This is a genomic window from Pseudomonas sp. A (genome assembly GCF_056270345.1).
In genome coordinates this window covers 245,950-267,500 of record NZ_CM149873.1, presented here as the reverse complement: position 1 = coordinate 267,500, position 21,551 = coordinate 245,950, and the positions used below count along the sequence as shown (strand labels likewise).

Here is a 21,551-nt window from a genome sequence, read left to right as displayed (position 1 = left end):
CGGCCTGCGCGGAAGATGTAACGGGGCTCAAACCATGCACCGAAGCTACGGGTATCATCTTATGATGATGCGGTAGAGGAGCGTTCTGTAAGCCTGTGAAGGTGAGTTGAGAAGCTTGCTGGAGGTATCAGAAGTGCGAATGCTGACATGAGTAACGACAATGCGAGTGAAAAACTCGCACGCCGAAAGACCAAGGTTTCCTGCGCAACGTTAATCGACGCAGGGTTAGTCGGTCCCTAAGGCGAGGCTGAAAAGCGTAGTCGATGGAAAACAGGTTAATATTCCTGTACTTCCAGTTATTGCGATGGAGGGACGGAGAAGGCTAGGCCAGCTTGGCGTTGGTTGTCCAAGTTTAAGGTGGTAGGCTGAGATCTTAGGCAAATCCGGGATCTCAAGGCCGAGAGCTGATGACGAGTGCTCATTAGAGCGCGAAGTGGTTGATGCCATGCTTCCAAGAAAAGCTCCTAAGCTTCAGATAACTGGGAACCGTACCCCAAACCGACACAGGTGGTTAGGTAGAGAATACCAAGGCGCTTGAGAGAACTCGGGTGAAGGAACTAGGCAAAATGGCACCGTAACTTCGGGAGAAGGTGCGCCGGTGAGGGTGAAGCACTTGCTGCGTAAGCCCACGCCGGTCGAAGATACCAGGCCGCTGCGACTGTTTATTAAAAACACAGCACTCTGCAAACACGAAAGTGGACGTATAGGGTGTGACGCCTGCCCGGTGCCGGAAGGTTAATTGATGGGGTTAGCGCAAGCGAAGCTCTTGATCGAAGCCCCGGTAAACGGCGGCCGTAACTATAACGGTCCTAAGGTAGCGAAATTCCTTGTCGGGTAAGTTCCGACCTGCACGAATGGCGTAACGATGGCGGCGCTGTCTCCACCCGAGACTCAGTGAAATTGAAATCGCTGTGAAGATGCAGTGTATCCGCGGCTAGACGGAAAGACCCCGTGAACCTTTACTATAGCTTTGCACTGGACTTTGAGCTTGCTTGTGTAGGATAGGTGGGAGGCTTTGAAGTGGGGACGCCAGTTCTCATGGAGCCATCCTTGAAATACCACCCTGGCAACCTTGAGGTTCTAACTCAGGTCCGTTATCCGGATCGAGGACAGTGTATGGTGGGTAGTTTGACTGGGGCGGTCTCCTCCCAAAGAGTAACGGAGGAGTACGAAGGTGCGCTCAGACCGGTCGGAAATCGGTCGTAGAGTATAAAGGCAAAAGCGCGCTTGACTGCGAGACACACACGTCGAGCAGGTACGAAAGTAGGTCTTAGTGATCCGGTGGTTCTGTATGGAAGGGCCATCGCTCAACGGATAAAAGGTACTCCGGGGATAACAGGCTGATACCGCCCAAGAGTTCATATCGACGGCGGTGTTTGGCACCTCGATGTCGGCTCATCACATCCTGGGGCTGAAGCCGGTCCCAAGGGTATGGCTGTTCGCCATTTAAAGTGGTACGCGAGCTGGGTTTAGAACGTCGTGAGACAGTTCGGTCCCTATCTGCCGTGGACGTTTGAGATTTGAGAGGGGCTGCTCCTAGTACGAGAGGACCGGAGTGGACGAACCTCTGGTGTTCCGGTTGTCACGCCAGTGGCATTGCCGGGTAGCTATGTTCGGAAGAGATAACCGCTGAAAGCATCTAAGCGGGAAACTTGCCTCAAGATGAGATCTCACTGGAGCCTTGAGCTCCCTGAAGGGCCGTCGAAGACTACGACGTTGATAGGTTGGGTGTGTAAGCGCTGTGAGGCGTTGAGCTAACCAATACTAATTGCCCGTGAGGCTTGACCATATAACACCCAAGCAATTTGCGCCGAGGCCAAATTGTGGTGGTGAAGACGAAAGAACCGAAAGTTCGCGACGAACCACAAAGATCACATATCCGAATTGGCTGGAGTATCCATCTGGATGTTCTGGCAACAGAATTTCTTGACGACCATAGAGCATTGGAACCACCTGATCCCATCCCGAACTCAGCAGTGAAACGATGCATCGCCGATGGTAGTGTGGGGTTTCCCCATGTGAGAGTAGGTCATCGTCAAGATTCATTTCGCAAAACCCCTATCTGCGCGAGCAGGTAGGGGTTTTGTCTTTTCTGCGTTGCAAAATAAACACAGTCTCCCCCTGTAGGAGCGGCCTTGCGCCGCGAAAGGGCCGCAACGCGGCCCCAGGATTTGTGCATCAAGCTGATATCGCCGGGTCTGCTACGCAGCCCTTTCGCGGCACAAGGCCGCTCCTACACAGGCATCGCGCCGGCGGCAAGCCCGGCGGTAGCCCTTTTCCTATGCAAGCCCTCGGGGCGTGGCTATCATGCCAGCCTTATTCCAAGTCGAGACTGGCATGCTGAAGTTGTTGAATCTCCTCAAGGATGGCCGGTTCCATTCCGGTGAAGCCCTGGGGGCCGCCCTCGGGGTAAGTCGCAGCGCCGTCTGGAAGCAGCTGCAGCACCTTGAGAGCGAACTGAACCTGACCATTCACAAGGTCCGTGGCCGTGGCTATCAGCTGGCAGCGCCGCTGAACCTGCTCGAATCGCAGGCGATCGCCGGGTTCTCGGAAGCTGAGGCGTGGCCGACCTTCATTCACGACACCATCGACTCCACCAATGCCGAGGGTCTGAGGCTCGCCGCCCAGGGGCAAGTCGCGCCGTTCCTGGTGCTGGCCGAGCGCCAGAGCGCCGGGCGCGGACGTCGTGGCCGCCAATGGGTCAGTCCGTTCGCCGAAAACCTCTATTACAGCCTGGTACTGCGCATCGATGGTGGCATGCGCCAGCTCGAGGGCTTGAGCCTGGTGGTTGGCCTGGCGGTCATGCGCACGCTGAAGGCGTTCGGCCTGAAGGATGTCGGGCTGAAATGGCCTAATGATGTATTAGCCAGCGGGCGCAAGATCACCGGCATCCTCCTGGAGCTGGTCGGCGATCCGGCGGATGTCTGTCATGTGGTGCTGGGCATCGGTATCAATGTGAACATGCAGGGCGGGGATCAGATCGACCAACCCTGGACCTCCATGCGCGGCGAGACCGGACAACTGGTGGACCGTAACCGCTTGGTGGCGGAGCTCAGCCAGCAGCTGCAGCACGAGCTGGCTCGTCATCGCCGCTATGGTTTCGCCGCGTTCCAGGAAGAATGGGAGCAGGCGCACCTGTGGCAGGGGCGCAAAGTCTCGCTGGTCGCCGGCACCACTCGCGTCGATGGGGTGGCGTTGGGTGTGGATGGACAAGGCGGCTTGCGTCTCGAGGTGGAAGGTGTGGAAAAGAGCTTCAGCGGTGGCGAGCTCAGTCTGAGGTTGCGTGATGATTCTTGAGCTCGATTGCGGAAACAGCTTCATCAAGTGGCGCGTCATCCATGCGGCCGACGCCACCATCAATGGTGGTGGTATCGTCGACTCCGACCAGGCGCTGGTTGCGGCCGTCGCGGCGCTTTCATCCCTGCGCCTGATCGGCTGTCGCATGGTCAGTGTGCGCAGTGAAGAAGAAACTTCGGCGCTGTGCGCGTTGATCCTGTCTTCGTTCGGGGTCGCAGTACGCGTGGCCCAGCCGGTGAAAGAAATGGCCGGCGTTCGCAATGGCTATGAGGACTACCAGCGCCTGGGTATGGATCGCTGGCTCGGCGCGCTGGGCGCCTATCACCTGGCGGGTCGCGCCTGCCTGGTCATCGACTTCGGTACCGCGGCCAAGGCCGACTATGTCGCGGCCGACGGTGAGCACCTCGGTGGGTATATCTGTCCGGGCATGCCGCTGATGCGTAGTCAGCTGCGCACCCACACCCGGCGAATCCGCTATGACGATGCCTCGGCCGAGCGTGCCCTGGGCAGCCTGGCACCGGGGCGCTCCACGGTCGAAGCGGTCGAGCGTGGTTGCGTGCTCATGCTCCAGGGGTTTGCCCGTACCCAGATCGAGCAGGCCAGGGGGCTTTGGGGTGAGGACTTCACGGTCTTCCTGACTGGGGGCGATGCGCCGCTGGTGCAGGACGCCGCACCGCAGGCGCGCATCGTGCCGGATCTGGTCTTTGTCGGCCTGGCCATGGCCTGCCCAATTGAGTCGAGGTGACTATGCGCTGGTTATTTCTGCTGTTGGTGGTGCTCAACGTCGTCTATTACGTATGGCATCAGCAGGAGGCTCCACTTAAGGTCAAGGAAGTCGCCCCGTTATCGTTGTACAAAGGTTCCCAGCAGGAAATACGCCTGCTGCGCGAGACCGGGGCCGCGGCACCGGCCAGGCGGCGCGACGAATGCCTAGTGGTGGGCGGGCTGGCCGCACGCGAGCAGCTCGATGCCCTGCGTCAGCGCCTGCTCAGCCTGGATATCGCCGCCCTGCCGGTGGTTGGGCAGCTGCCGGGAGCCGAGGGTTTCTGGCTCAAGGTAGCCCCTGAAAGCGAGCGTTTGTTGGACCCTGCGGTGCTCTCGACTCTTTCCAAGGATTTCAAAGACTTAAAACACAAAATTATTTTGTGCGAGGGTATTGCAACTGCTGAATAGCTTGATAGAATGGCGCCCGCTTCACAGGGAACACCACCGAGGTGGTAGAGCTGGAGGCGGTGTCAAAGCAGCTAAGTTTCAGATTTGATTGAAAAAATTTGAAAAAACGCTTGACACTAGGACGGCAGACAAATAGAATGCCGGCCACATCTGGAGGGATTCCCGAGCGGTCAAAGGGGACGGACTGTAAATCCGTTGCGAGAGCTTCGAAGGTTCGAATCCTTCTCCCTCCACCAGTTTTAGCGAGAGCCGCAAGCTCCGCGGGTATAGTTTAGTGGTAGAACCTCAGCCTTCCAAGCTGATGATGCGGGTTCGATTCCCGCTACCCGCTCCAAGTTTGCTGTTGTTGCACAAAGTGTTTCGCTCTTGTAGCTCAGTTGGTAGAGCACACCCTTGGTAAGGGTGAGGTCAGCGGTTCAAATCCGCTCAAGAGCTCCATATAAACAAGGCAGATATGAAAATATCTGCCTTTGTTTTATAGGCTGTATGACTATTTCTTCTGCGGAGGACTGTATCGATGGCTAAGGAAAAGTTTGATCGTTCGCTACCTCACGTTAACGTCGGCACTATCGGCCACGTTGACCACGGTAAGACCACTCTGACTGCAGCGCTGACTCGCGTTTGCTCCGAGGTTTTCGGTTCGGCAATCGTTGAGTTCGACAAGATCGACTCGGCTCCGGAAGAAAAAGCACGCGGTATCACCATCAACACCGCTCACGTTGAGTACAACTCGACCATTCGTCACTACGCTCACGTTGACTGCCCAGGTCACGCTGACTACGTGAAGAACATGATCACCGGTGCTGCCCAGATGGACGGCGCGATCCTGGTTTGCTCGGCCGCCGATGGTCCGATGCCACAAACCCGTGAGCACATCCTGCTGTCTCGTCAGGTTGGCGTTCCGTACATCGTGGTCTTCCTGAACAAGGCTGACCTGGTAGACGACGCTGAGCTGCTGGAACTGGTCGAGATGGAAGTTCGCGACCTGCTGTCCACCTACGACTTCCCAGGCGACGACACTCCGATCATCATCGGTTCCGCTCGTATGGCCCTGGAAGGCAAAGACGACAACGAAATGGGCACTACCGCTGTCAAGAAGCTGGTAGAGACTCTGGACAGCTACATTCCTGAGCCAGTTCGTGCCATCGACCAGCCGTTCCTGATGCCGATCGAAGACGTATTCTCGATCTCGGGTCGTGGTACCGTTGTTACCGGTCGTATCGAGCGTGGTATCGTCCGCGTTCAGGATCCGCTGGAAATCGTTGGTCTGCGTGACACCACTACCACCACCTGCACCGGTGTTGAGATGTTCCGCAAGCTGCTGGACGAAGGTCGTGCTGGCGAGAACTGCGGCGTTCTGCTGCGTGGTACCAAGCGTGACGACGTTGAGCGTGGCCAGGTTCTGGTCAAGCCAGGTTCGGTCAAGCCGCACACCAAGTTCACCGCAGAAGTCTACGTCCTGTCGAAGGAAGAAGGCGGCCGTCACACTCCGTTCTTCAAAGGCTACCGTCCTCAGTTCTACTTCCGTACCACTGACGTGACCGGTAACTGCGAGCTGCCGGAAGGCGTTGAGATGGTAATGCCAGGTGACAACATCCAGATGACTGTCACCCTGATCAAGACCATCGCGATGGAAGACGGTCTGCGCTTCGCCATCCGTGAAGGCGGTCGTACCGTCGGCGCCGGAGTCGTAGCGAAAATTATTGAATAAGTAGTTGATTTACTTGATCAGGCCGGTATAATGGCCGGCCTGATACAGCGTTATAGGTCAGTAGCTCAATTGGCAGAGCGACGGTCTCCAAAACCGTAGGTTGGGGGTTCGATTCCCTCCTGACCTGCCATTCACCTCGGTGTGATGGCTTTCTTCTCACAGGATCCTCCTCGATGACTCCCAAAACTGAAGCCCAAGAATCGCGTTTTGATCTGTTCAAGTGGCTCGCTGTTGTCGCATTGGTAGTCGTTGGTGTCGTGGGTAATCAGTATTACTCCGCTTCTCCGATCCTGTATCGCGTACTTGTCCTGCTTGCCCTGGCTGCTGTCGCTGGCTTCGTTGCCCTGCAGACCGCCAAAGGCAAGTCGTTCTTTGCGCTGGCGAAGGAAGCTCGTACCGAGATCCGTAAAGTCGTGTGGCCGACCCGCCAAGAAACCACTCAGACCACGCTGATTGTCGTGGCTGTAGTTCTGGTCATGGCGTTGCTGTTGTGGGGTCTTGATTCCCTGCTCGGCTGGTTGGTCTCCTTGATCGTTGGCTAAGGGTGTCTCGTGGCTAAGCGTTGGTATGTTGTGCATGCTTACTCGGGTTACGAGAAGCATGTAATGCGCTCCCTGATCGAGCGCGTCAAGCTGGCTGGCATGGAAGACGAATTCGGCGAGATCCTGGTCCCGACCGAAGAAGTCGTCGAAATGCGCAATGGCCAGAAGCGCAAGAGCGAGCGTAAGTTTTTCCCTGGCTATGTATTGGTCCAGATGGAAATGAACGAAGGGACTTGGCACCTTGTCAAGGATACCCCTCGAGTCATGGGTTTCATTGGTGGTACCGCAGACAAGCCTGCGCCGATCACCGATAAAGAAGCTGAGGCCATTCTGCGTCGCGTTGCCGACGGCAGTGACAAGCCGAAGCCGAAGACGCTGTTCGAGCCGGGTGAAGTGGTTCGCGTCATTGACGGTCCATTTGCCGACTTCAATGGCAGTGTCGAAGAAGTTAACTACGAGAAGAGCCGCCTGCAGGTTGCAGTGCTCATTTTCGGTCGCTCCACCCCGGTGGAGCTCGAGTTCAGCCAGGTCGAAAAGGTCTAGCGGAACGCAGCATCCCATACCCCGCAGCCCTATGTGCTGCGGGGTTTTGTCGTCACTGGGATAAAACGCAAGTCATACGGGGAGCCATCAGGCGTTCGTACCCGAATTTGGAGTAGCTCATGGCTAAGAAGATTCAGGCTTACATCAAGCTGCAAGTAAAGGCCGGCCAGGCCAACCCAAGCCCACCCGTTGGTCCAGCACTGGGTCAACACGGTGTGAACATCATGGAATTCTGCAAGGCCTTCAACGCCCGTACCCAGGGTCAAGAGCCAGGTCTGCCGACTCCAGTGATCATCACTGTCTACAGTGACCGTAGCTTCACCTTCGAGACCAAGAGCACCCCTGCCTCGGTTCTGCTGAAGAAAGCTGCTGGCCTGACCAGCGGTTCGGCTCGTCCGAACACCGTCAAGGTCGGTACCGTTACCCGTGCTCAGCTGGAAGAGATCGCCAAGGCCAAGCAGGCCGATCTGACCGCCGCTGACATGGACGCTGCTGTACGCACCATCGCCGGCTCCGCCCGCAGCATGGGCCTGAACGTGGAGGGTGTGTAATGGCTAAGCTGACCAAGCGCCAAAAGGCTATCGCCGAAAAAATCGAAGCAGGCAAGGCCTACAACTTCGAAGAGGCCGCAACCCTGCTGGCTTCGCTGCCGGCCGCCAAGTTCGTCGAGTCGTACGACATCGCCGTTAACCTCGGTGTAGACCCGCGTAAATCCGACCAGGTCGTTCGTAGCGCTACTGTGCTGCCACACGGCACTGGCAAGACCGTACGTGTTGCCGTCTTCACCCAGGGTCCAGCTGCTGAAGCCGCTCTGGCTGCCGGCGCTGATCGCGTAGGTATGGACGACCTGGCTGCCGAAATGAAAGGCGGCGACCTGAACTATGACGTCGTCATCGCATCGCCTGATGCCATGCGCGTTGTGGGTCAGCTGGGTCAGGTTCTGGGTCCTCGCGGCCTGATGCCTAACCCGAAAGTTGGTACCGTGACCCCAGACGTAGCCACTGCCGTGAAGAACGCCAAGGCTGGTCAGGTTCGCTACCGTACCGACAAGAACGGTATCATCCATACCTCCGTTGGCAAGATCGGCTTCGAAGCCGGCAAGCTGAAGGAAAACGTTGAAGCCCTGATCGCTGATCTGAAGCGTATCAAGCCGGCTTCCTCGAAAGGTATCTACGTCAAGCGCGTTACCCTGAGCACCACCATGGGCCCAGGTCTGATCATCGATCAGAGCTCGCTGGACGTGTAATGCTCGGTCGGTGCGACCTGGTCGCACCGACTATTAAATTGGGGTCCCTGCCTGGCGGGGGCTATCCAAGACCGTAGGCGGCGCAAGCCTTAAACCTAAAGCCTACGCAGATGGTGCTCCCGATTCGTTCGCGAATCAGACACCAAAACGACATCCGGCTCCGGCCAGATGAAACGGTAGAAACCAGGAGTAAACCCGTGGCAATTAAACTCGAAGACAAGAAGGCCATCGTCGCTGAAGTCAACGAGGCTGCCAAAGTCGCTCTGTCCGCTGTCGTGGCTGATGCCCGTGGTGTGACTGTAAGCGCAATGACCGGACTCCGTAAAGAGGCCCGCGAGGCTGGCGTTTACGTGCGTGTCGTACGTAATACCCTGCTCAAGCGCGCTGTTGAAGGCACCGAATTCTCGATCCTCAACGACGCGTTCAAAGGCCCGACCCTGATTGCTTTCTCCAACGAACACCCGGGCGCTGCTGCTCGTCTGTTCAAAGAGTTCGCCAAGGGTCAGGACAAGTTCGAGATCAAGGCAGCTGCGTTTGACGGCAATTTCATTGCCGCCAACCAGATCGATGTACTGGCTACCTTGCCGACCCGTGACGAAGCTATCGCACGTCTGATGAGCGTTATTCAAGGCGCCACCAGCAAGCTGGCTCGTACTCTGGCGGCCGTTCGCGACCAGAAAGAAGCTGCTGCTGCCTAAGGCCGCGTAACCTCTTTCAAAATCATATGTTTAATTTGATGGCTGCGTAGGCTGTCACCCCAATACAGGATTTAAGTCATGTCCCTGACTAACGAGCAAATCATCGAAGCAATCGGCCAGAAAACCGTTCTGGAAGTTGTTGAGCTGATCAAAGCCATGGAAGAAACCTTCGGCGTTACCGCTGCTGTTGCCGCTGCTGGCCCAGCTGCTGCTGCTGCCGTTGTTGAAGAGCAGACCGAGTTCAACGTTGTTCTGGTTGAAGCCGGCGACAAGAAAGTGAACGTGATCAAGGCCGTTCGCGAGCTGACCGGTCTGGGCCTGAAAGAAGCCAAAGAGAAAGTCGATGGCGCTCCTCAGGTTGTAGCTGAAGGCGTTTCGAAAGAAGCCGCTGAAGACGCTAAGAAGAAGCTGGAAGAAGCAGGCGCCAAAGTCGAGCTGAAGTAATTTCGACTTTGCGACTCCAGTCCGAGCGTTAAGCGAAGGGCTGATGGCTGGTGGCTTATGCCACCGGCCTTTTTCCGTTATTGGCGGCCGATCAGGTCGGCCCCGATAGCGAAGTGGCAACCACCATATCGGTGGCGCAAACCATGGGGTTTGCACGATTTTCTGGCTGCTCCCGCCGGGAGATGCCAAACAAGCAGGTGACCAAGCTGGGGAATGCTGATGGCTTACTCATACACTGAGAAAAAACGTATCCGCAAGGACTTTAGCAAGTTGCCGGACGTCATGGATGTGCCTTACCTCCTGGCCATCCAGCTGGATTCGTATCGCGAATTCCTGCAGGCGGGAGCATCCAAGGATCAGTTCCGCGACGTCGGCCTGCATGCGGCCTTCAAATCGGTATTCCCGATCATCAGCTACTCCGGCAATGCTGCCCTGGAGTACGTCGGCTATCGCCTGGGCGAGCCGGCGTTCGATGTGAAGGAATGTGTCCTGCGTGGTGTGACCTTCGCGGTCCCGCTGCGGGTGAAGGTGCGCCTGATCATCTTCGACAAGGAATCGTCGAACAAAGCGATCAAGGACATCAAAGAGCAAGAAGTCTACATGGGTGAAATCCCCCTGATGACTGAGAACGGTACCTTCGTAATCAACGGTACCGAGCGTGTGATCGTGTCTCAGCTGCACCGCTCGCCGGGTGTGTTCTTCGACCACGACCGTGGCAAGACCCACAGCTCGGGCAAGCTGCTTTACTCCGCGCGCATCATCCCTTACCGCGGTTCCTGGCTGGACTTCGAGTTCGACCCGAAGGACTGCGTGTTTGTGCGTATCGACCGTCGCCGCAAACTGCCGGCCTCGGTACTGCTGCGCGCGCTGGGCTACAGCACCGAAGAAGTACTCAACACCTTCTACACCACCAACGTGTTCCACCTGTCCGGCGAGAAACTGAGCCTGGAGCTGGTGCCTCAGCGTCTGCGTGGTGAAGTTGCGGTCATGGACATCCATGACGGCAGCGGCAAGGTCATCGTCGAGCAAGGCCGCCGTATCACTGCGCGCCACATCAACCAGCTGGAAAAGGCTGGCGTGAAAGAGCTGGACGTGCCGCTGGAGTACGTACTGGGTCGCACCACCGCCAAGGCGATCGTGCATCCTGCCACCGGCGAGATCATCGCCGAGTGCAACACCGAGCTGACCACCGACCTGCTGGTGAAGATCGCCAAGGCCCAGGTTGTCCGCATCGAGACCCTGTACACCAACGACATCGACTGCGGTCCGTTCATCTCGGACACCCTGAAGATCGACACCACCAGCAACCAACTGGAAGCGCTGGTCGAGATCTACCGCATGATGCGTCCAGGCGAGCCGCCAACCAAGGACGCCGCTGAGACCCTGTTCAACAACCTGTTCTTCAGCGCCGAGCGTTACGACCTGTCGGCCGTTGGTCGCATGAAGTTCAACCGTCGTATCGGTCGCACCGAGATCGAAGGTTCGGGCGTACTGAGCAAGGAAGACATCGTCGAGGTCCTCAAGACCCTGGTCGACATCCGTAACGGCAAGGGCATCGTCGACGACATCGACCACCTGGGTAACCGTCGCGTCCGTTGTGTCGGCGAGATGGCTGAGAACCAGTTCCGCGTTGGCCTGGTGCGCGTCGAGCGCGCGGTCAAAGAGCGTCTGTCGATGGCTGAAAGCGAAGGCCTGATGCCGCAGGACCTGATCAACGCCAAGCCGGTTGCGGCGGCGGTGAAAGAGTTCTTCGGTTCCAGCCAGCTCTCGCAGTTCATGGACCAGAACAACCCGCTCTCCGAGATCACCCACAAGCGCCGTGTCTCCGCACTCGGCCCTGGTGGTCTGACCCGTGAGCGCGCCGGCTTCGAAGTCCGTGACGTACACCCGACCCACTACGGCCGTGTGTGCCCGATCGAGACCCCTGAAGGTCCGAACATCGGTCTGATCAACTCCCTGGCGGCATATGCCCGCACCAACCAGTACGGCTTCCTGGAAAGCCCGTACCGCGTGGTGAAAGAGGGTGTGGTCAGCGACGACATCGTGTTCCTGTCGGCGATCGAAGAAGCCGATCACGTCATCGCCCAGGCTTCGGCCGCGATGAACGAGAAGAAGCAGCTGATCGACGAGCTGGTAGCCGTTCGTCACCTGAACGAATTCACCGTCAAGGCGCCGGAAGACGTCACCCTGATGGACGTTTCGCCGAAGCAGGTAGTTTCGGTCGCAGCGTCGCTGATTCCGTTCCTCGAGCACGACGACGCCAACCGTGCGTTGATGGGTTCGAACATGCAGCGTCAGGCTGTACCGACCCTGCGTGCCGACAAGCCGCTGGTAGGTACCGGCATGGAGCGCAACGTCGCCCGTGACTCCGGTGTCTGCGTGGTTGCTCGCCGCGGTGGTGTGATCGACTCGGTCGACGCCAGCCGTATCGTTGTTCGCGTGAACGATGATGAAGTCGAGACCGGTGAAGCAGGTGTGGATATCTACAACCTGACCAAGTACACCCGCTCCAACCAGAACACCTGCATCAACCAGCGTCCGCTGGTCAGCAAAGGTGACAAGGTTCAGCGTAGCGACATCATGGCCGATGGTCCGTCCACCGACATGGGTGAGCTGGCACTGGGTCAGAACATGCGCATCGCGTTCATGGCGTGGAACGGCTTCAACTTCGAAGACTCCATCTGCCTGTCCGAGCGTGTGGTCCAGGAAGACCGCTTCACCACGATCCACATCCAGGAACTGACCTGTGTGGCCCGTGACACCAAGCTTGGCCCAGAGGAAATCACCGCGGACATCCCGAACGTGGGTGAGGCTGCGCTGAACAAGCTGGACGAAGCCGGTATCGTCTACGTGGGTGCCGAAGTCGGCGCTGGCGACATCCTGGTCGGCAAGGTCACTCCGAAAGGCGAGACCCAGCTGACGCCGGAAGAAAAACTGCTGCGTGCGATCTTCGGCGAGAAGGCCAGCGACGTCAAAGACACCTCCCTGCGCGTGCCGACCGGCACCAAGGGTACCGTCATCGACGTCCAGGTCTTCACCCGTGACGGTGTCGAGCGCGACAGCCGCGCCCTGGCCATCGAGAAGATGCAGCTGGACGAGATCCGCAAGGACCTCAACGAAGAGTTCCGCATCGTCGAAGGCGCGACCTTCGAGCGTCTGCGTTCTGCCCTGAACGGCCAGGTGGTCGACGGTGGCGCGGGCCTGAAGAAAGGCACCGTGATCACCGACGACGTGCTGAACGGTCTGGAGCACGGCCAGTGGTTCAAACTGCGCATGGCCGAAGATGCACTGAACGAGCAGCTGGAAAAGGCTCAGCAGTACATCGTCGATCGCCGTCGCCTGCTGGACGACAAGTTCGAAGACAAGAAGCGCAAGCTGCAGCAAGGCGATGACCTGGCTCCGGGCGTACTGAAGATCGTCAAGGTCTACCTGGCAATCCGTCGTCGCATCCAGCCGGGCGACAAGATGGCCGGCCGTCACGGTAACAAAGGTGTGGTCTCGGTGATCATGCCGGTCGAAGACATGCCGCATGATGCCAACGGTACTCCGGTCGACGTCGTTCTGAACCCGTTGGGCGTACCTTCGCGTATGAACGTCGGTCAGATCCTCGAAACCCACCTGGGCCTCGCGGCCAAGGGTCTGGGCGAGAAGATCGACCGCATGATCGAAGAGCAGCGTAAAGCCGCTGAACTGCGCACCTTCCTCACCGAGATCTACAACGAGATCGGTGGTCGTCAGGAGAACCTGGAAGAGTTCACCGACGAAGAGATCCTCGCCCTGGCGAACAACCTGAAGAAAGGCGTGCCGATGGCCACCCCAGTCTTCGACGGTGCCAAGGAGCGTGAGATCAAGGCCATGCTGAAACTGGCAGACCTGCCAGAAAGCGGCCAGATGGTGCTGTTCGATGGCCGTACCGGCAACAAGTTCGAGCGTCCTGTGACCGTGGGTTACATGTACATGCTCAAGCTGAACCACTTGGTGGACGACAAGATGCACGCGCGTTCCACTGGTTCCTACAGCCTGGTTACCCAGCAGCCGCTGGGTGGTAAGGCGCAGTTCGGTGGTCAGCGTTTCGGGGAGATGGAAGTGTGGGCGCTGGAAGCATACGGCGCGGCATACACCCTGCAAGAAATGCTCACAGTGAAGTCGGACGACGTGAACGGCCGTACCAAGATGTACAAGAACATCGTGGATGGCGATCACCGTATGGAGCCGGGCATGCCCGAGTCCTTCAACGTGTTGATCAAAGAGATCCGTTCGCTCGGTATCGACATCGATCTGGAAACCGAATAACACGTGACGCGAAGGGGAGTGGGGCAGGCAATGCCCGCTCCCTGCTCCGCCAGGAGGAAAGGCCTTGAAAGACCTACTGAATTTGCTGAAAAACCAGGGTCAAGTCGAAGAGTTCGACGCCATCCGCATCGGTCTGGCGTCGCCTGAGATGATCCGTTCGTGGTCGTTCGGTGAAGTTAAGAAGCCGGAAACCATCAACTACCGTACGTTCAAGCCTGAGCGTGACGGCCTGTTCTGCGCCAAGATCTTTGGCCCAGTCAAGGACTACGAGTGCCTGTGCGGTAAGTACAAGCGCCTGAAACACCGTGGTGTGATCTGCGAGAAGTGCGGCGTCGAAGTCGCCCTGGCCAAGGTTCGTCGTGAGCGCATGGCGCACATCGAACTGGCTTCGCCAGTTGCCCACATCTGGTTCCTGAAGTCGCTGCCGTCCCGTATCGGCCTGCTGATGGACATGACCCTGCGTGACATCGAGCGCGTGCTCTACTTCGAGAGCTACGTCGTAATCGACCCGGGCATGACCACCCTCGAGAAGGGTCAGCTGCTCAACGACGAGCAGTACTTCGAAGCGCTGGAAGAGTTCGGTGACGACTTCGACGCCCGTATGGGTGCCGAGGCTGTCCGCGAGCTGCTGCACGCTATCGACCTGGAGCACGAGATCGGCCGCCTGCGCGAAGAGATTCCGCAGACCAACTCGGAAACCAAGATCAAGAAGCTGTCCAAGCGCCTGAAGCTGATGGAAGCTTTCCAGGGCTCGGGCAACCTGCCTGAGTGGATGGTCCTGACCGTCCTGCCAGTACTGCCGCCGGACCTGCGTCCGCTGGTGCCGCTGGATGGCGGCCGCTTCGCGACCTCCGACCTGAACGACCTGTATCGTCGGGTGATCAACCGTAACAACCGTCTGAAGCGCCTGCTCGATCTGTCGGCGCCGGACATCATCGTGCGCAACGAAAAGCGCATGCTGCAGGAAGCGGTCGACGCCCTGCTCGACAACGGCCGTCGCGGTCGCGCCATCACTGGCTCGAACAAGCGTCCGCTGAAGTCCCTGGCCGACATGATCAAAGGTAAGCAAGGTCGCTTCCGTCAGAACTTGCTTGGCAAGCGCGTGGACTACTCCGGCCGTTCGGTAATTACCGTAGGTCCGACCCTGCGTCTGCACCAGTGCGGTCTGCCGAAGAAAATGGCCCTCGAGCTGTTCAAGCCGTTCATTTTCGGCAAGCTGGAAATGCGTGGTCTGGCGACCACCATCAAGGCCGCCAAGAAAATGGTCGAGCGCGAGCTGCCAGAGGTGTGGGACGTTCTCGCCGAAGTGATTCGCGAACACCCCGTACTGCTCAACCGTGCACCGACCCTTCACCGTCTGGGTATCCAGGCGTTCGAGCCTGTGCTCATCGAAGGTAAGGCGATTCAGCTGCACCCGCTGGTCTGCGCCGCGTACAACGCCGACTTCGACGGTGACCAGATGGCCGTTCACGTGCCGCTGACCCTGGAAGCCCAGCTCGAAGCGCGCGCGCTGATGATGTCGACCAACAACATCCTGTCGCCAGCCAACGGTGAGCCAATCATCGTTCCGTCGCAGGACGTTGTACTGGGTCTGTACTACATGACCCGCGAAGCCATCAACGCCAAGGGCGAAGGTCGCGTGTTCGCCGACCTGCAGGAAGTCGACCGCGTATTCCGCGCCGGCGAAGCCGCCCTGCACGCGAAAATCAAGGTCCGTATCAACGAGACCGTGAAAGATCGTGATGGCAGCATCACCAAGAACACCCGTATCGTCGACACCACTGTCGGCCGTGCGCTGCTGTTCCAGGTTGTGCCTGCCGGCCTGCCGTTCGACGTGGTCAACCAGTCGATGAAGAAGAAGGCGATCTCCAAGCTGATCAACCAGTGCTACCGCGTGGTTGGTCTGAAAGAGACCGTGATCTTCGCCGACCAGCTGATGTACACCGGTTTTGCCTACTCGACCATTTCCGGCGTTTCGATCGGTGTTAACGACTTCGTTATCCCGGATGAAAAAGCCCGCATCATCGGTACCGCCACCGACGAAGTGAAGGAAATCGAGAGCCAGTACGCCTCCGGCCTGGTCACCCAGGGCGAGAAGTACAACAAGGTCATCGACTTGTGGTCCAAGGCGAACGACGAAGTGTCCAAGGCGATGATGGCCAACCTCTCGAAAGAGAAGGTCATCGACCGCGAGGGCATGGAAGTCGAGCAAGAGTCCTTCAACTCGATGTACATGATGGCCGACTCCGGTGCGCGTGGTTCGGCTGCGCAGATCCGTCAGCTGGCCGGTATGCGTGGCCTGATGGCCAAGCCGGACGGCTCGATCATCGAGACGCCGATCACTGCGAACTTCCGTGAAGGTCTGAGCGTACTCCAGTACTTCATCTCGACCCACGGTGCTCGTAAGGGTCTGGCGGATACCGCACTGAAGACCGCTAACTCCGGTTACCTGACTCGCCGTCTGGTAGACGTTGCCCAGGATCTGGTAGTTACCGAGATCGACTGCGGCACCGACCAGGGCCTGCTGATGACTCCGCACATCGAAGGCGGCGACGTTGTCGAGCCGCTGGGTGAGCGCGTACTGGGTCGTGTCATCGCCCGTGACGTGTTCAAGCCGGGCACCGAGGACGTCATCGTTCCTGCCGGTACCCTGGTGGATGAGCAGTGGGTCGAGTTCATCGAGCTGAACAGCATCGACGAAGTGATCGTGCGTTCGCCGATCAACTGCGAAACCCGCTACGGCATCTGCGCCAAGTGCTACGGTCGTGACCTGGCTCGCGGCCACCAGGTGAACATCGGTGAAGCTGTCGGCGTTATCGCTGCGCAGTCGATCGGTGAGCCGGGTACCCAGCTGACCATGCGTACGTTCCACATCGGTGGTGCTGCAAGCCGTACCTCGGCTGCCGACAGCGTCCAGGTGAAGAATGGCGGCATGGTGCGTCTGCACAACCTCAAGCAGGTCGTGCGTGCCGATGGCAACCTGGTTGCCGTATCGCGTTCGGGTGAGTTGGCCATTGCCGACGAATTCGGCCGTGAGCGCGAGCGCTACAAGCTGCCTTACGGTGCGGTGATTTCGGTCAAGGAAGGTGAGAAGGTCGAAGCTGGCGCCATTGTCGCCAAGTGGGACCCGCACACCCACCCGATCGTTACCGAGCTGAAAGGTACCGTGACCTTCGTGGGCATGGAAGAAAACATCACCATCAAGCGCCAGACCGACGAACTGACCGGCCTGACCAACATCGAGGTCCTGGACGTCAAGGATCGCCCTGCCGCAGGCAAGGAAATCCGTCCGGCAATCAAGATGGTCGACGCCAATGGCAAGGACCTGTACCTGCCAGGTACCGACGTACCTGCCCAGTACTTCCTGCCGGCCAACGCCCTCGTCGGTGTGGCTGACGGTGCCCAGATCGGTGTCGGTGACGTTATCGCGCGTATCCCGCAAGAAACGTCGAAGACCCGTGACATCACCGGTGGTCTGCCGCGCGTTGCCGACCTGTTCGAAGCGCGCCGTCCGAAGGAAGCTTCGATCCTGGCTGAAGTCAGCGGCACCATCGCGTTCGGTAAAGAGACCAAGGGCAAGCGTCGTCTGGTCATCACTCCGACCGACGGTAGTGATCCGTACGAAGAGCTGATTCCGAAGTGGCGCCACCTGAACGTCTTCGAAGGCGAACAGGTCAACCGCGGCGAAGTCATCTCCGACGGTCCGAGCGATCCGCACGACATCCTGCGTCTGCTGGGTGTGAGCGCGCTGGCGAAGTACATCGTCAACGAGATCCAGGACGTTTACCGTCTGCAAGGCGTGAAGATCAACGACAAGCACATCGAGACCATCCTGCGTCAGATGCTGCGCAAGGTCGAGATCTCCGAGTCGGGCGATTCCAGCTTCATCAAGGGCGACCAGATGGAACTGACTCACGTACTGGTCGAGAACGAGCGTCTCGCCGGCGAGGACAAGTTCATCTCGAAGTTCACCCGCGTGCTGCTGGGTATCACCAAGGCCTCGCTGTCCACCGAATCGTTCATCTCGGCGGCTTCCTTCCAGGAAACCACCCGCGTACTGACCGAAGCGGCGGTAACCGGCAAGCGCGATTACCTGCGCGGCCTGAAAGAGAACGTGGTCGTGGGTCGTCTGATCCCGGCCGGTACTGGTCTGGCCTACCACAGCGAGCGCAAGCGTCGCCGTGATGCCGACAAACCGCTGCGCGTAAGTGCCAGTGAGGTGGAAGCCGCACTGACCGAAGCGCTGAATTCCAGCGGTAACTAAGTACAGGGCAGGGCCCCGGCTGGCCTCGAGCGATCATCGGTGACATGAATTGTTGCCGATGATCGGGCGAGGAGGGCCGGGGCCTCGTCTTGACTGGGTGCAAGATCCTCCGTAGACTTTTGTACCCTTAAATTTGGTGAGGCTCCGTCTCGCCAATTTTTGGCTTTCTTGCAAGACAATAGAGTCGCAAGACAATCAGTGGAGCTAGTAGATGGCAACTATCAACCAGCTGGTACGTCAGCCGCGCAAGCGTTCGGTCGAGAAGTCCGACGTTCCTGCGCTGCAGAACTGCCCGCAGCGTCGTGGCGTGTGCACCCGTGTGTACACCACCACGCCGAAAAAACCTAACTCGGCACTGCGTAAAGTATGCCGTGTGCGTCTGACCAACGGTTTCGAGGTTTCCTCGTACATCGGCGGTGAAGGCCACAACCTGCAAGAGCACAGCGTCGTCCTGATCCGTGGCGGCCGTGTAAAAGACTTGCCAGGTGTTCGTTACCACACCGTTCGCGGCTCTCTGGATACTTCGGGCGTCAAAGGCCGTAACCAGGGTCGTTCGAAGTACGGTACCAAGCGTCCGAAGTAATCGGCCGTTTGCAGACATCCATTTTTTTGAGTCGATAAGAGTAAGGTCGGGCAGGGGTCGAAGACCCACGTCCCGGGCTAACCTGAAGACCGTTTGAGGGCTTATCATGCCAAGACGTCGTGTAGCAGCAAAACGTGAGATCCTTGACGATCCGAAGTACGGATCCCAGATCCTCGCCAAGTTCATGAACCACGTGATGGAAAGCGGCAAGAAGGCCGTAGCCGAGCGCATCGTTTACGGTGCCCTGGATACCGTCAAAGCACGCAAGAACAGCGACCCCCTGGAAATCTTCGAGAAAGCTCTCGACGCCATCGCTCCGCTGGTCGAAGTAAAGTCCCGCCGTGTCGGCGGTGCCACTTACCAGGTCCCGGTTGAAGTTCGTCCATCCCGTCGTAACGCTCTGGCAATGCGCTGGCTCGTAGACTACGCCCGCAAGCGCGGCGAGAAGTCGATGGCTCTGCGCCTGGCTGGCGAGCTGCTGGATGCTGCTGAAGGCAAAGGTGCTGCAGTCAAGAAGCGTGAAGACGTTCACCGTATGGCTGAAGCCAACAAAGCGTTCTCGCACTACCGCTTCTAATTCAAGCATCAATCATTTTGCGAGGGCTTTATGGCTCGTACTACAGCAATTAACCGCTACCGTAACATTGGTATCTGTGCCCACGTTGACGCGGGCAAGACCACCACTACCGAGCGGATCCTGTTCTACACAGGTCTGAGCCACAAGATGGGCGAGGTGCATGACGGCGCCGCGACCACCGACTGGATGGTGCAGGAGCAGGAGCGCGGTATCACCATTACCTCCGCTGCCGTTACCACCTTCTGGAAAGGTTCCGTTGGTCAGTACGACAACTACCGCGTAAACGTCATCGATACCCCCGGCCACGTTGACTTCACCATTGAAGTAGAGCGTTCGCTGCGTGTACTCGACGGCGCGGTCGTTGTGTTCTGCGGTACCTCCGGCGTTGAGCCGCAGTCCGAAACCGTATGGCGTCAGGCCAACAAGTACGGCGTTCCACGTGTTGTCTACGTGAACAAGATGGACCGTGCCGGTGCCAACTTCCTGCGTGTTGTTGGTCAGATCAAGAATCGCCTGGGTCACACCCCGGTCCCGATTCAGCTGGCCATCGGTTCGGAAGATAACTTCCAGGGTCAGGTCGACCTGATCAAGATGAAGGCTATCTACTGGAACGACGACGACAAAGGCACCACCTACCGCGAGGAAGAAATTCCTGCGGACATGCTCGAGCTGGCCGAAGAGTGGCGCGCGAACATGGTGGAGGCTGCTGCTGAAGCCAACGAAGAGCTGATGAACAAGTACCTTGAAGAAGGTGAGCTGACCGTCGAAGAGATCAAGGCAGGCCTGCGCGCGCGCACCCTGGCCAGCGAGATCGTTCCGGCTGTCTGCGGTTCGTCGTTCAAGAACAAGGGCGTTCCCCTGGTTCTCGACGCCGTTATCGAGTTCCTGCCTGCTCCGACCGAGATCCCTGCAATCCAGGGTATCAACCCGGACGACAAGGACCTGGATAAAGAAGATCCGGCTGTTCGTAAAGACGAGCGTCACGCAGACGACAACGAGCCGTTCTCGGCTCTGGCCTTCAAGATCGCGACCGACCCGTTCGTAGGTACTCTGACCTTCGTTCGCGTCTACTCGGGTGTTCTGAAGTCCGGTGACTCCGTGATCAACTCGGTCAAGGGCAAGAAAGAGCGCGTTGGTCGTATGGTGCAGATGCACGCCAACCAGCGTGAAGAGATCAAGGAAGTGCTCGCTGGCGACATCGCGGCGCTGATCGGCATGAAAGATGTGACCACCGGCGAAACCCTGTGCGACATCGACAAGCCAATCATCCTTGAGCGTATGGACTTCCCTGAGCCGGTTATTTCGCTCTCCGTCGAGCCGAAAACCAAGGCTGACCAGGAGAAGATGGGTATCGCTCTGGGCAAGCTGGCCCAGGAAGACCCGTCGTTCCGCGTCAAGACCGACGAAGAGACTGGCCAGACCATCATCTCGGGCATGGGTGAGCTGCACCTGGACATCCTCGTTGACCGCATGAAGCGCGAGTTCAACGTCGAAGCCAACATCGGCAAGCCTCAGGTTTCGTACCGCGAGAAGATCACCAAGTCCAACGTCGAGATCGAAGGCAAGTTCGTCCGTCAGTCGGGTGGTCGTGGTCAGTTCGGTCACTGCTGGATCCGTTTCTCGGAGCCAGATCAGGACGACAAGGGCAACATCACCGAAGGTCTGGTGTTCTCCAACGAAGTCGTTGGTGGTGTGATTCCTAAGGAATTCATTGCCCCGATCCAGAAGGGTATCGAAGAACAGATGAAAAACGGCGTTGTTGCCGGTTATCCTCTGATCGGCCTGAAGGCCGCGGTATTCGACGGTTCGTACCACGACGTCGACTCCAACGAAATGGCGTTCAAGATCGCTGCTTCGATGGCAACCAAGCAACTGGCCCAGAAGGGCGGTGGCGTGGTCCTCGAGCCGATCATGAAGGTCGAAGTTGTAACCCCGGAAGACTACCTGGGTGACGTGATGGGTGACCTGAACCGTCGTCGTGGTCTGGTCCAGGGTATGGATGAGTCGGTCTCCGGCCGCGTCGTCCGTGCTGAAGTTCCGCTCGGAGAGATGTTCGGTTATGCGACCGACGTTCGTTCCATGTCTCAGGGTCGCGCAAGCTACTCCATGGAATTCTCCAAATACGCCGAAGCTCCGTCGAACATCGTCGAAGCACTCGTTAAAAAACAAGGCTAATCCCC

Annotated in this window: 15 protein-coding genes, 4 tRNA genes and 2 rRNA genes (1 of these 21 running past the window's edge); all 21 read left to right on the top strand. The window is 58.2% G+C overall.

The window, feature by feature from the left end:
• Window positions 1-1,789, top strand: a 23S ribosomal RNA gene (locus AC0MAZ_RS01250) (it extends 1,105 nt beyond the left edge of the window).
• 136 nt (window positions 1,790-1,925) lie between these two features.
• Window positions 1,926-2,041: ribosomal RNA gene (gene rrf / locus AC0MAZ_RS01245) — 5S ribosomal RNA — on the top strand.
• 296 nt (window positions 2,042-2,337) lie between these two features.
• Window positions 2,338-3,297: a bifunctional biotin--[acetyl-CoA-carboxylase] ligase/biotin operon repressor BirA gene (birA, locus tag AC0MAZ_RS01240; RefSeq protein WP_267813363.1), complete on the top strand. Its 960-nt coding sequence runs from the start codon at window positions 2,338-2,340 to the stop codon at window positions 3,295-3,297.
• A complete protein-coding gene (locus AC0MAZ_RS01235; RefSeq protein ID WP_203649987.1) occupies window positions 3,287-4,042 on the top strand; it encodes a pantothenate kinase in 756 nt (251 codons plus the stop codon). The genes birA and AC0MAZ_RS01235 overlap by 11 nt, the downstream gene beginning before the upstream one ends.
• Before the next feature lie 2 nt (window positions 4,043-4,044).
• Window positions 4,045-4,470, top strand: a complete 426-nt coding sequence (locus AC0MAZ_RS01230) for a hypothetical protein (protein WP_110739041.1) — start codon at window positions 4,045-4,047, stop codon at window positions 4,468-4,470.
• 152 nt (window positions 4,471-4,622) lie between these two features.
• A tRNA-Tyr gene (locus AC0MAZ_RS01225) sits at window positions 4,623-4,706 on the top strand.
• A gap of 24 nt (window positions 4,707-4,730) precedes the next feature.
• Window positions 4,731-4,804: transfer RNA gene (locus AC0MAZ_RS01220), tRNA-Gly, on the top strand.
• 28 nt (window positions 4,805-4,832) lie between these two features.
• Window positions 4,833-4,908 (top strand) — tRNA-Thr (locus AC0MAZ_RS01215).
• A gap of 79 nt (window positions 4,909-4,987) precedes the next feature.
• The gene (tuf, locus tag AC0MAZ_RS01210; RefSeq protein ID WP_003255489.1) at window positions 4,988-6,181 is read left to right on the top strand and encodes an elongation factor Tu; all 1,194 of its coding nucleotides are present in this window, start codon (window positions 4,988-4,990) and stop codon (window positions 6,179-6,181) included.
• A gap of 54 nt (window positions 6,182-6,235) precedes the next feature.
• Window positions 6,236-6,311: transfer RNA gene (locus tag AC0MAZ_RS01205), tRNA-Trp, on the top strand.
• Window positions 6,312-6,354: 43 nt separating this feature from the next.
• Window positions 6,355-6,723 (top strand): preprotein translocase subunit SecE, encoded by a 369-nt coding sequence (gene secE, locus AC0MAZ_RS01200; protein WP_011531879.1) that lies wholly within the window; start codon window positions 6,355-6,357, stop codon window positions 6,721-6,723.
• A 9-nt stretch (window positions 6,724-6,732) separates the two neighbouring features.
• Window positions 6,733-7,266 carry a transcription termination/antitermination protein NusG gene (gene nusG / locus AC0MAZ_RS01195; RefSeq protein ID WP_011531880.1) on the top strand — a complete coding sequence of 178 codons (534 nt, stop codon included), beginning with the start codon at window positions 6,733-6,735 and terminating at the stop codon, window positions 7,264-7,266.
• Between the two features lie 119 nt (window positions 7,267-7,385).
• Complete coding sequence (gene rplK / locus AC0MAZ_RS01190; protein ID WP_028692261.1) at window positions 7,386-7,817, top strand: 50S ribosomal protein L11; 432 nt, start codon at window positions 7,386-7,388, stop codon at window positions 7,815-7,817.
• Window positions 7,817-8,512, top strand: coding sequence for a 50S ribosomal protein L1 (rplA, locus tag AC0MAZ_RS01185; RefSeq protein WP_023628747.1), 696 nt, complete (start codon window positions 7,817-7,819; stop codon window positions 8,510-8,512). Before rplK ends, rplA begins: the two co-directional genes overlap by 1 nt.
• 197 nt (window positions 8,513-8,709) lie before the next feature.
• Window positions 8,710-9,210 (top strand): 50S ribosomal protein L10, encoded by a 501-nt coding sequence (rplJ, locus tag AC0MAZ_RS01180; RefSeq protein ID WP_008089133.1) that lies wholly within the window; start codon window positions 8,710-8,712, stop codon window positions 9,208-9,210.
• A gap of 78 nt (window positions 9,211-9,288) precedes the next feature.
• Entirely contained in the window at window positions 9,289-9,654 is a 366-nt protein-coding gene (gene rplL / locus AC0MAZ_RS01175; RefSeq protein WP_003255496.1) for a 50S ribosomal protein L7/L12, read from the top strand.
• Window positions 9,655-9,873: 219 nt separating this feature from the next.
• Window positions 9,874-13,947 (top strand): DNA-directed RNA polymerase subunit beta, encoded by a 4,074-nt coding sequence (rpoB, locus tag AC0MAZ_RS01170; RefSeq protein WP_203649991.1) that lies wholly within the window; start codon window positions 9,874-9,876, stop codon window positions 13,945-13,947.
• Between the two features lie 64 nt (window positions 13,948-14,011).
• A complete protein-coding gene (gene rpoC / locus AC0MAZ_RS01165) occupies window positions 14,012-18,211 on the top strand; it encodes a DNA-directed RNA polymerase subunit beta' (protein ID WP_475859872.1) in 4,200 nt (1,399 codons plus the stop codon).
• Between the two features lie 211 nt (window positions 18,212-18,422).
• Complete coding sequence (gene rpsL, locus AC0MAZ_RS01160) at window positions 18,423-18,794, top strand: 30S ribosomal protein S12 (protein ID WP_003255492.1); 372 nt, start codon at window positions 18,423-18,425, stop codon at window positions 18,792-18,794.
• A gap of 106 nt (window positions 18,795-18,900) precedes the next feature.
• Window positions 18,901-19,371 carry a 30S ribosomal protein S7 gene (gene rpsG, locus AC0MAZ_RS01155; protein WP_003246741.1) on the top strand — a complete coding sequence of 157 codons (471 nt, stop codon included), beginning with the start codon at window positions 18,901-18,903 and terminating at the stop codon, window positions 19,369-19,371.
• 30 nt (window positions 19,372-19,401) lie between these two features.
• A complete protein-coding gene (gene fusA, locus AC0MAZ_RS01150) occupies window positions 19,402-21,546 on the top strand; it encodes an elongation factor G (RefSeq protein ID WP_232857405.1) in 2,145 nt (714 codons plus the stop codon).
• Window positions 21,547-21,551: the final 5 nt, after the last annotated feature.

Excerpts from the sequence above, each read along its gene's own strand:
- birA (WP_267813363.1), top strand. The coding sequence starts at position 2,338 with ATGCTGAAGTTGTTGAATCTCCTCAAGGATGGCCGGTTCCATTCCGGT.
- AC0MAZ_RS01235 (WP_203649987.1), top strand. The coding sequence starts at position 3,287 with ATGATTCTTGAGCTCGATTGCGGAAACAGCTTCATCAAGTGGCGCGTC.
- AC0MAZ_RS01230 (WP_110739041.1), top strand. The coding sequence starts at position 4,045 with ATGCGCTGGTTATTTCTGCTGTTGGTGGTGCTCAACGTCGTCTATTAC.
- tuf (WP_003255489.1), top strand. The coding sequence starts at position 4,988 with ATGGCTAAGGAAAAGTTTGATCGTTCGCTACCTCACGTTAACGTCGGC.
- secE (WP_011531879.1), top strand. The coding sequence starts at position 6,355 with ATGACTCCCAAAACTGAAGCCCAAGAATCGCGTTTTGATCTGTTCAAG.
- rplK (WP_028692261.1), top strand. The coding sequence starts at position 7,386 with ATGGCTAAGAAGATTCAGGCTTACATCAAGCTGCAAGTAAAGGCCGGC.
- rplA (WP_023628747.1), top strand. The coding sequence starts at position 7,817 with ATGGCTAAGCTGACCAAGCGCCAAAAGGCTATCGCCGAAAAAATCGAA.
- rplL (WP_003255496.1), top strand. The coding sequence starts at position 9,289 with ATGTCCCTGACTAACGAGCAAATCATCGAAGCAATCGGCCAGAAAACC.
- rpoB (WP_203649991.1), top strand. The coding sequence starts at position 9,874 with ATGGCTTACTCATACACTGAGAAAAAACGTATCCGCAAGGACTTTAGC.
- rpsL (WP_003255492.1), top strand. The coding sequence starts at position 18,423 with ATGGCAACTATCAACCAGCTGGTACGTCAGCCGCGCAAGCGTTCGGTC.
- rpsG (WP_003246741.1), top strand. The coding sequence starts at position 18,901 with ATGCCAAGACGTCGTGTAGCAGCAAAACGTGAGATCCTTGACGATCCG.
- fusA (WP_232857405.1), top strand. The coding sequence starts at position 19,402 with ATGGCTCGTACTACAGCAATTAACCGCTACCGTAACATTGGTATCTGT.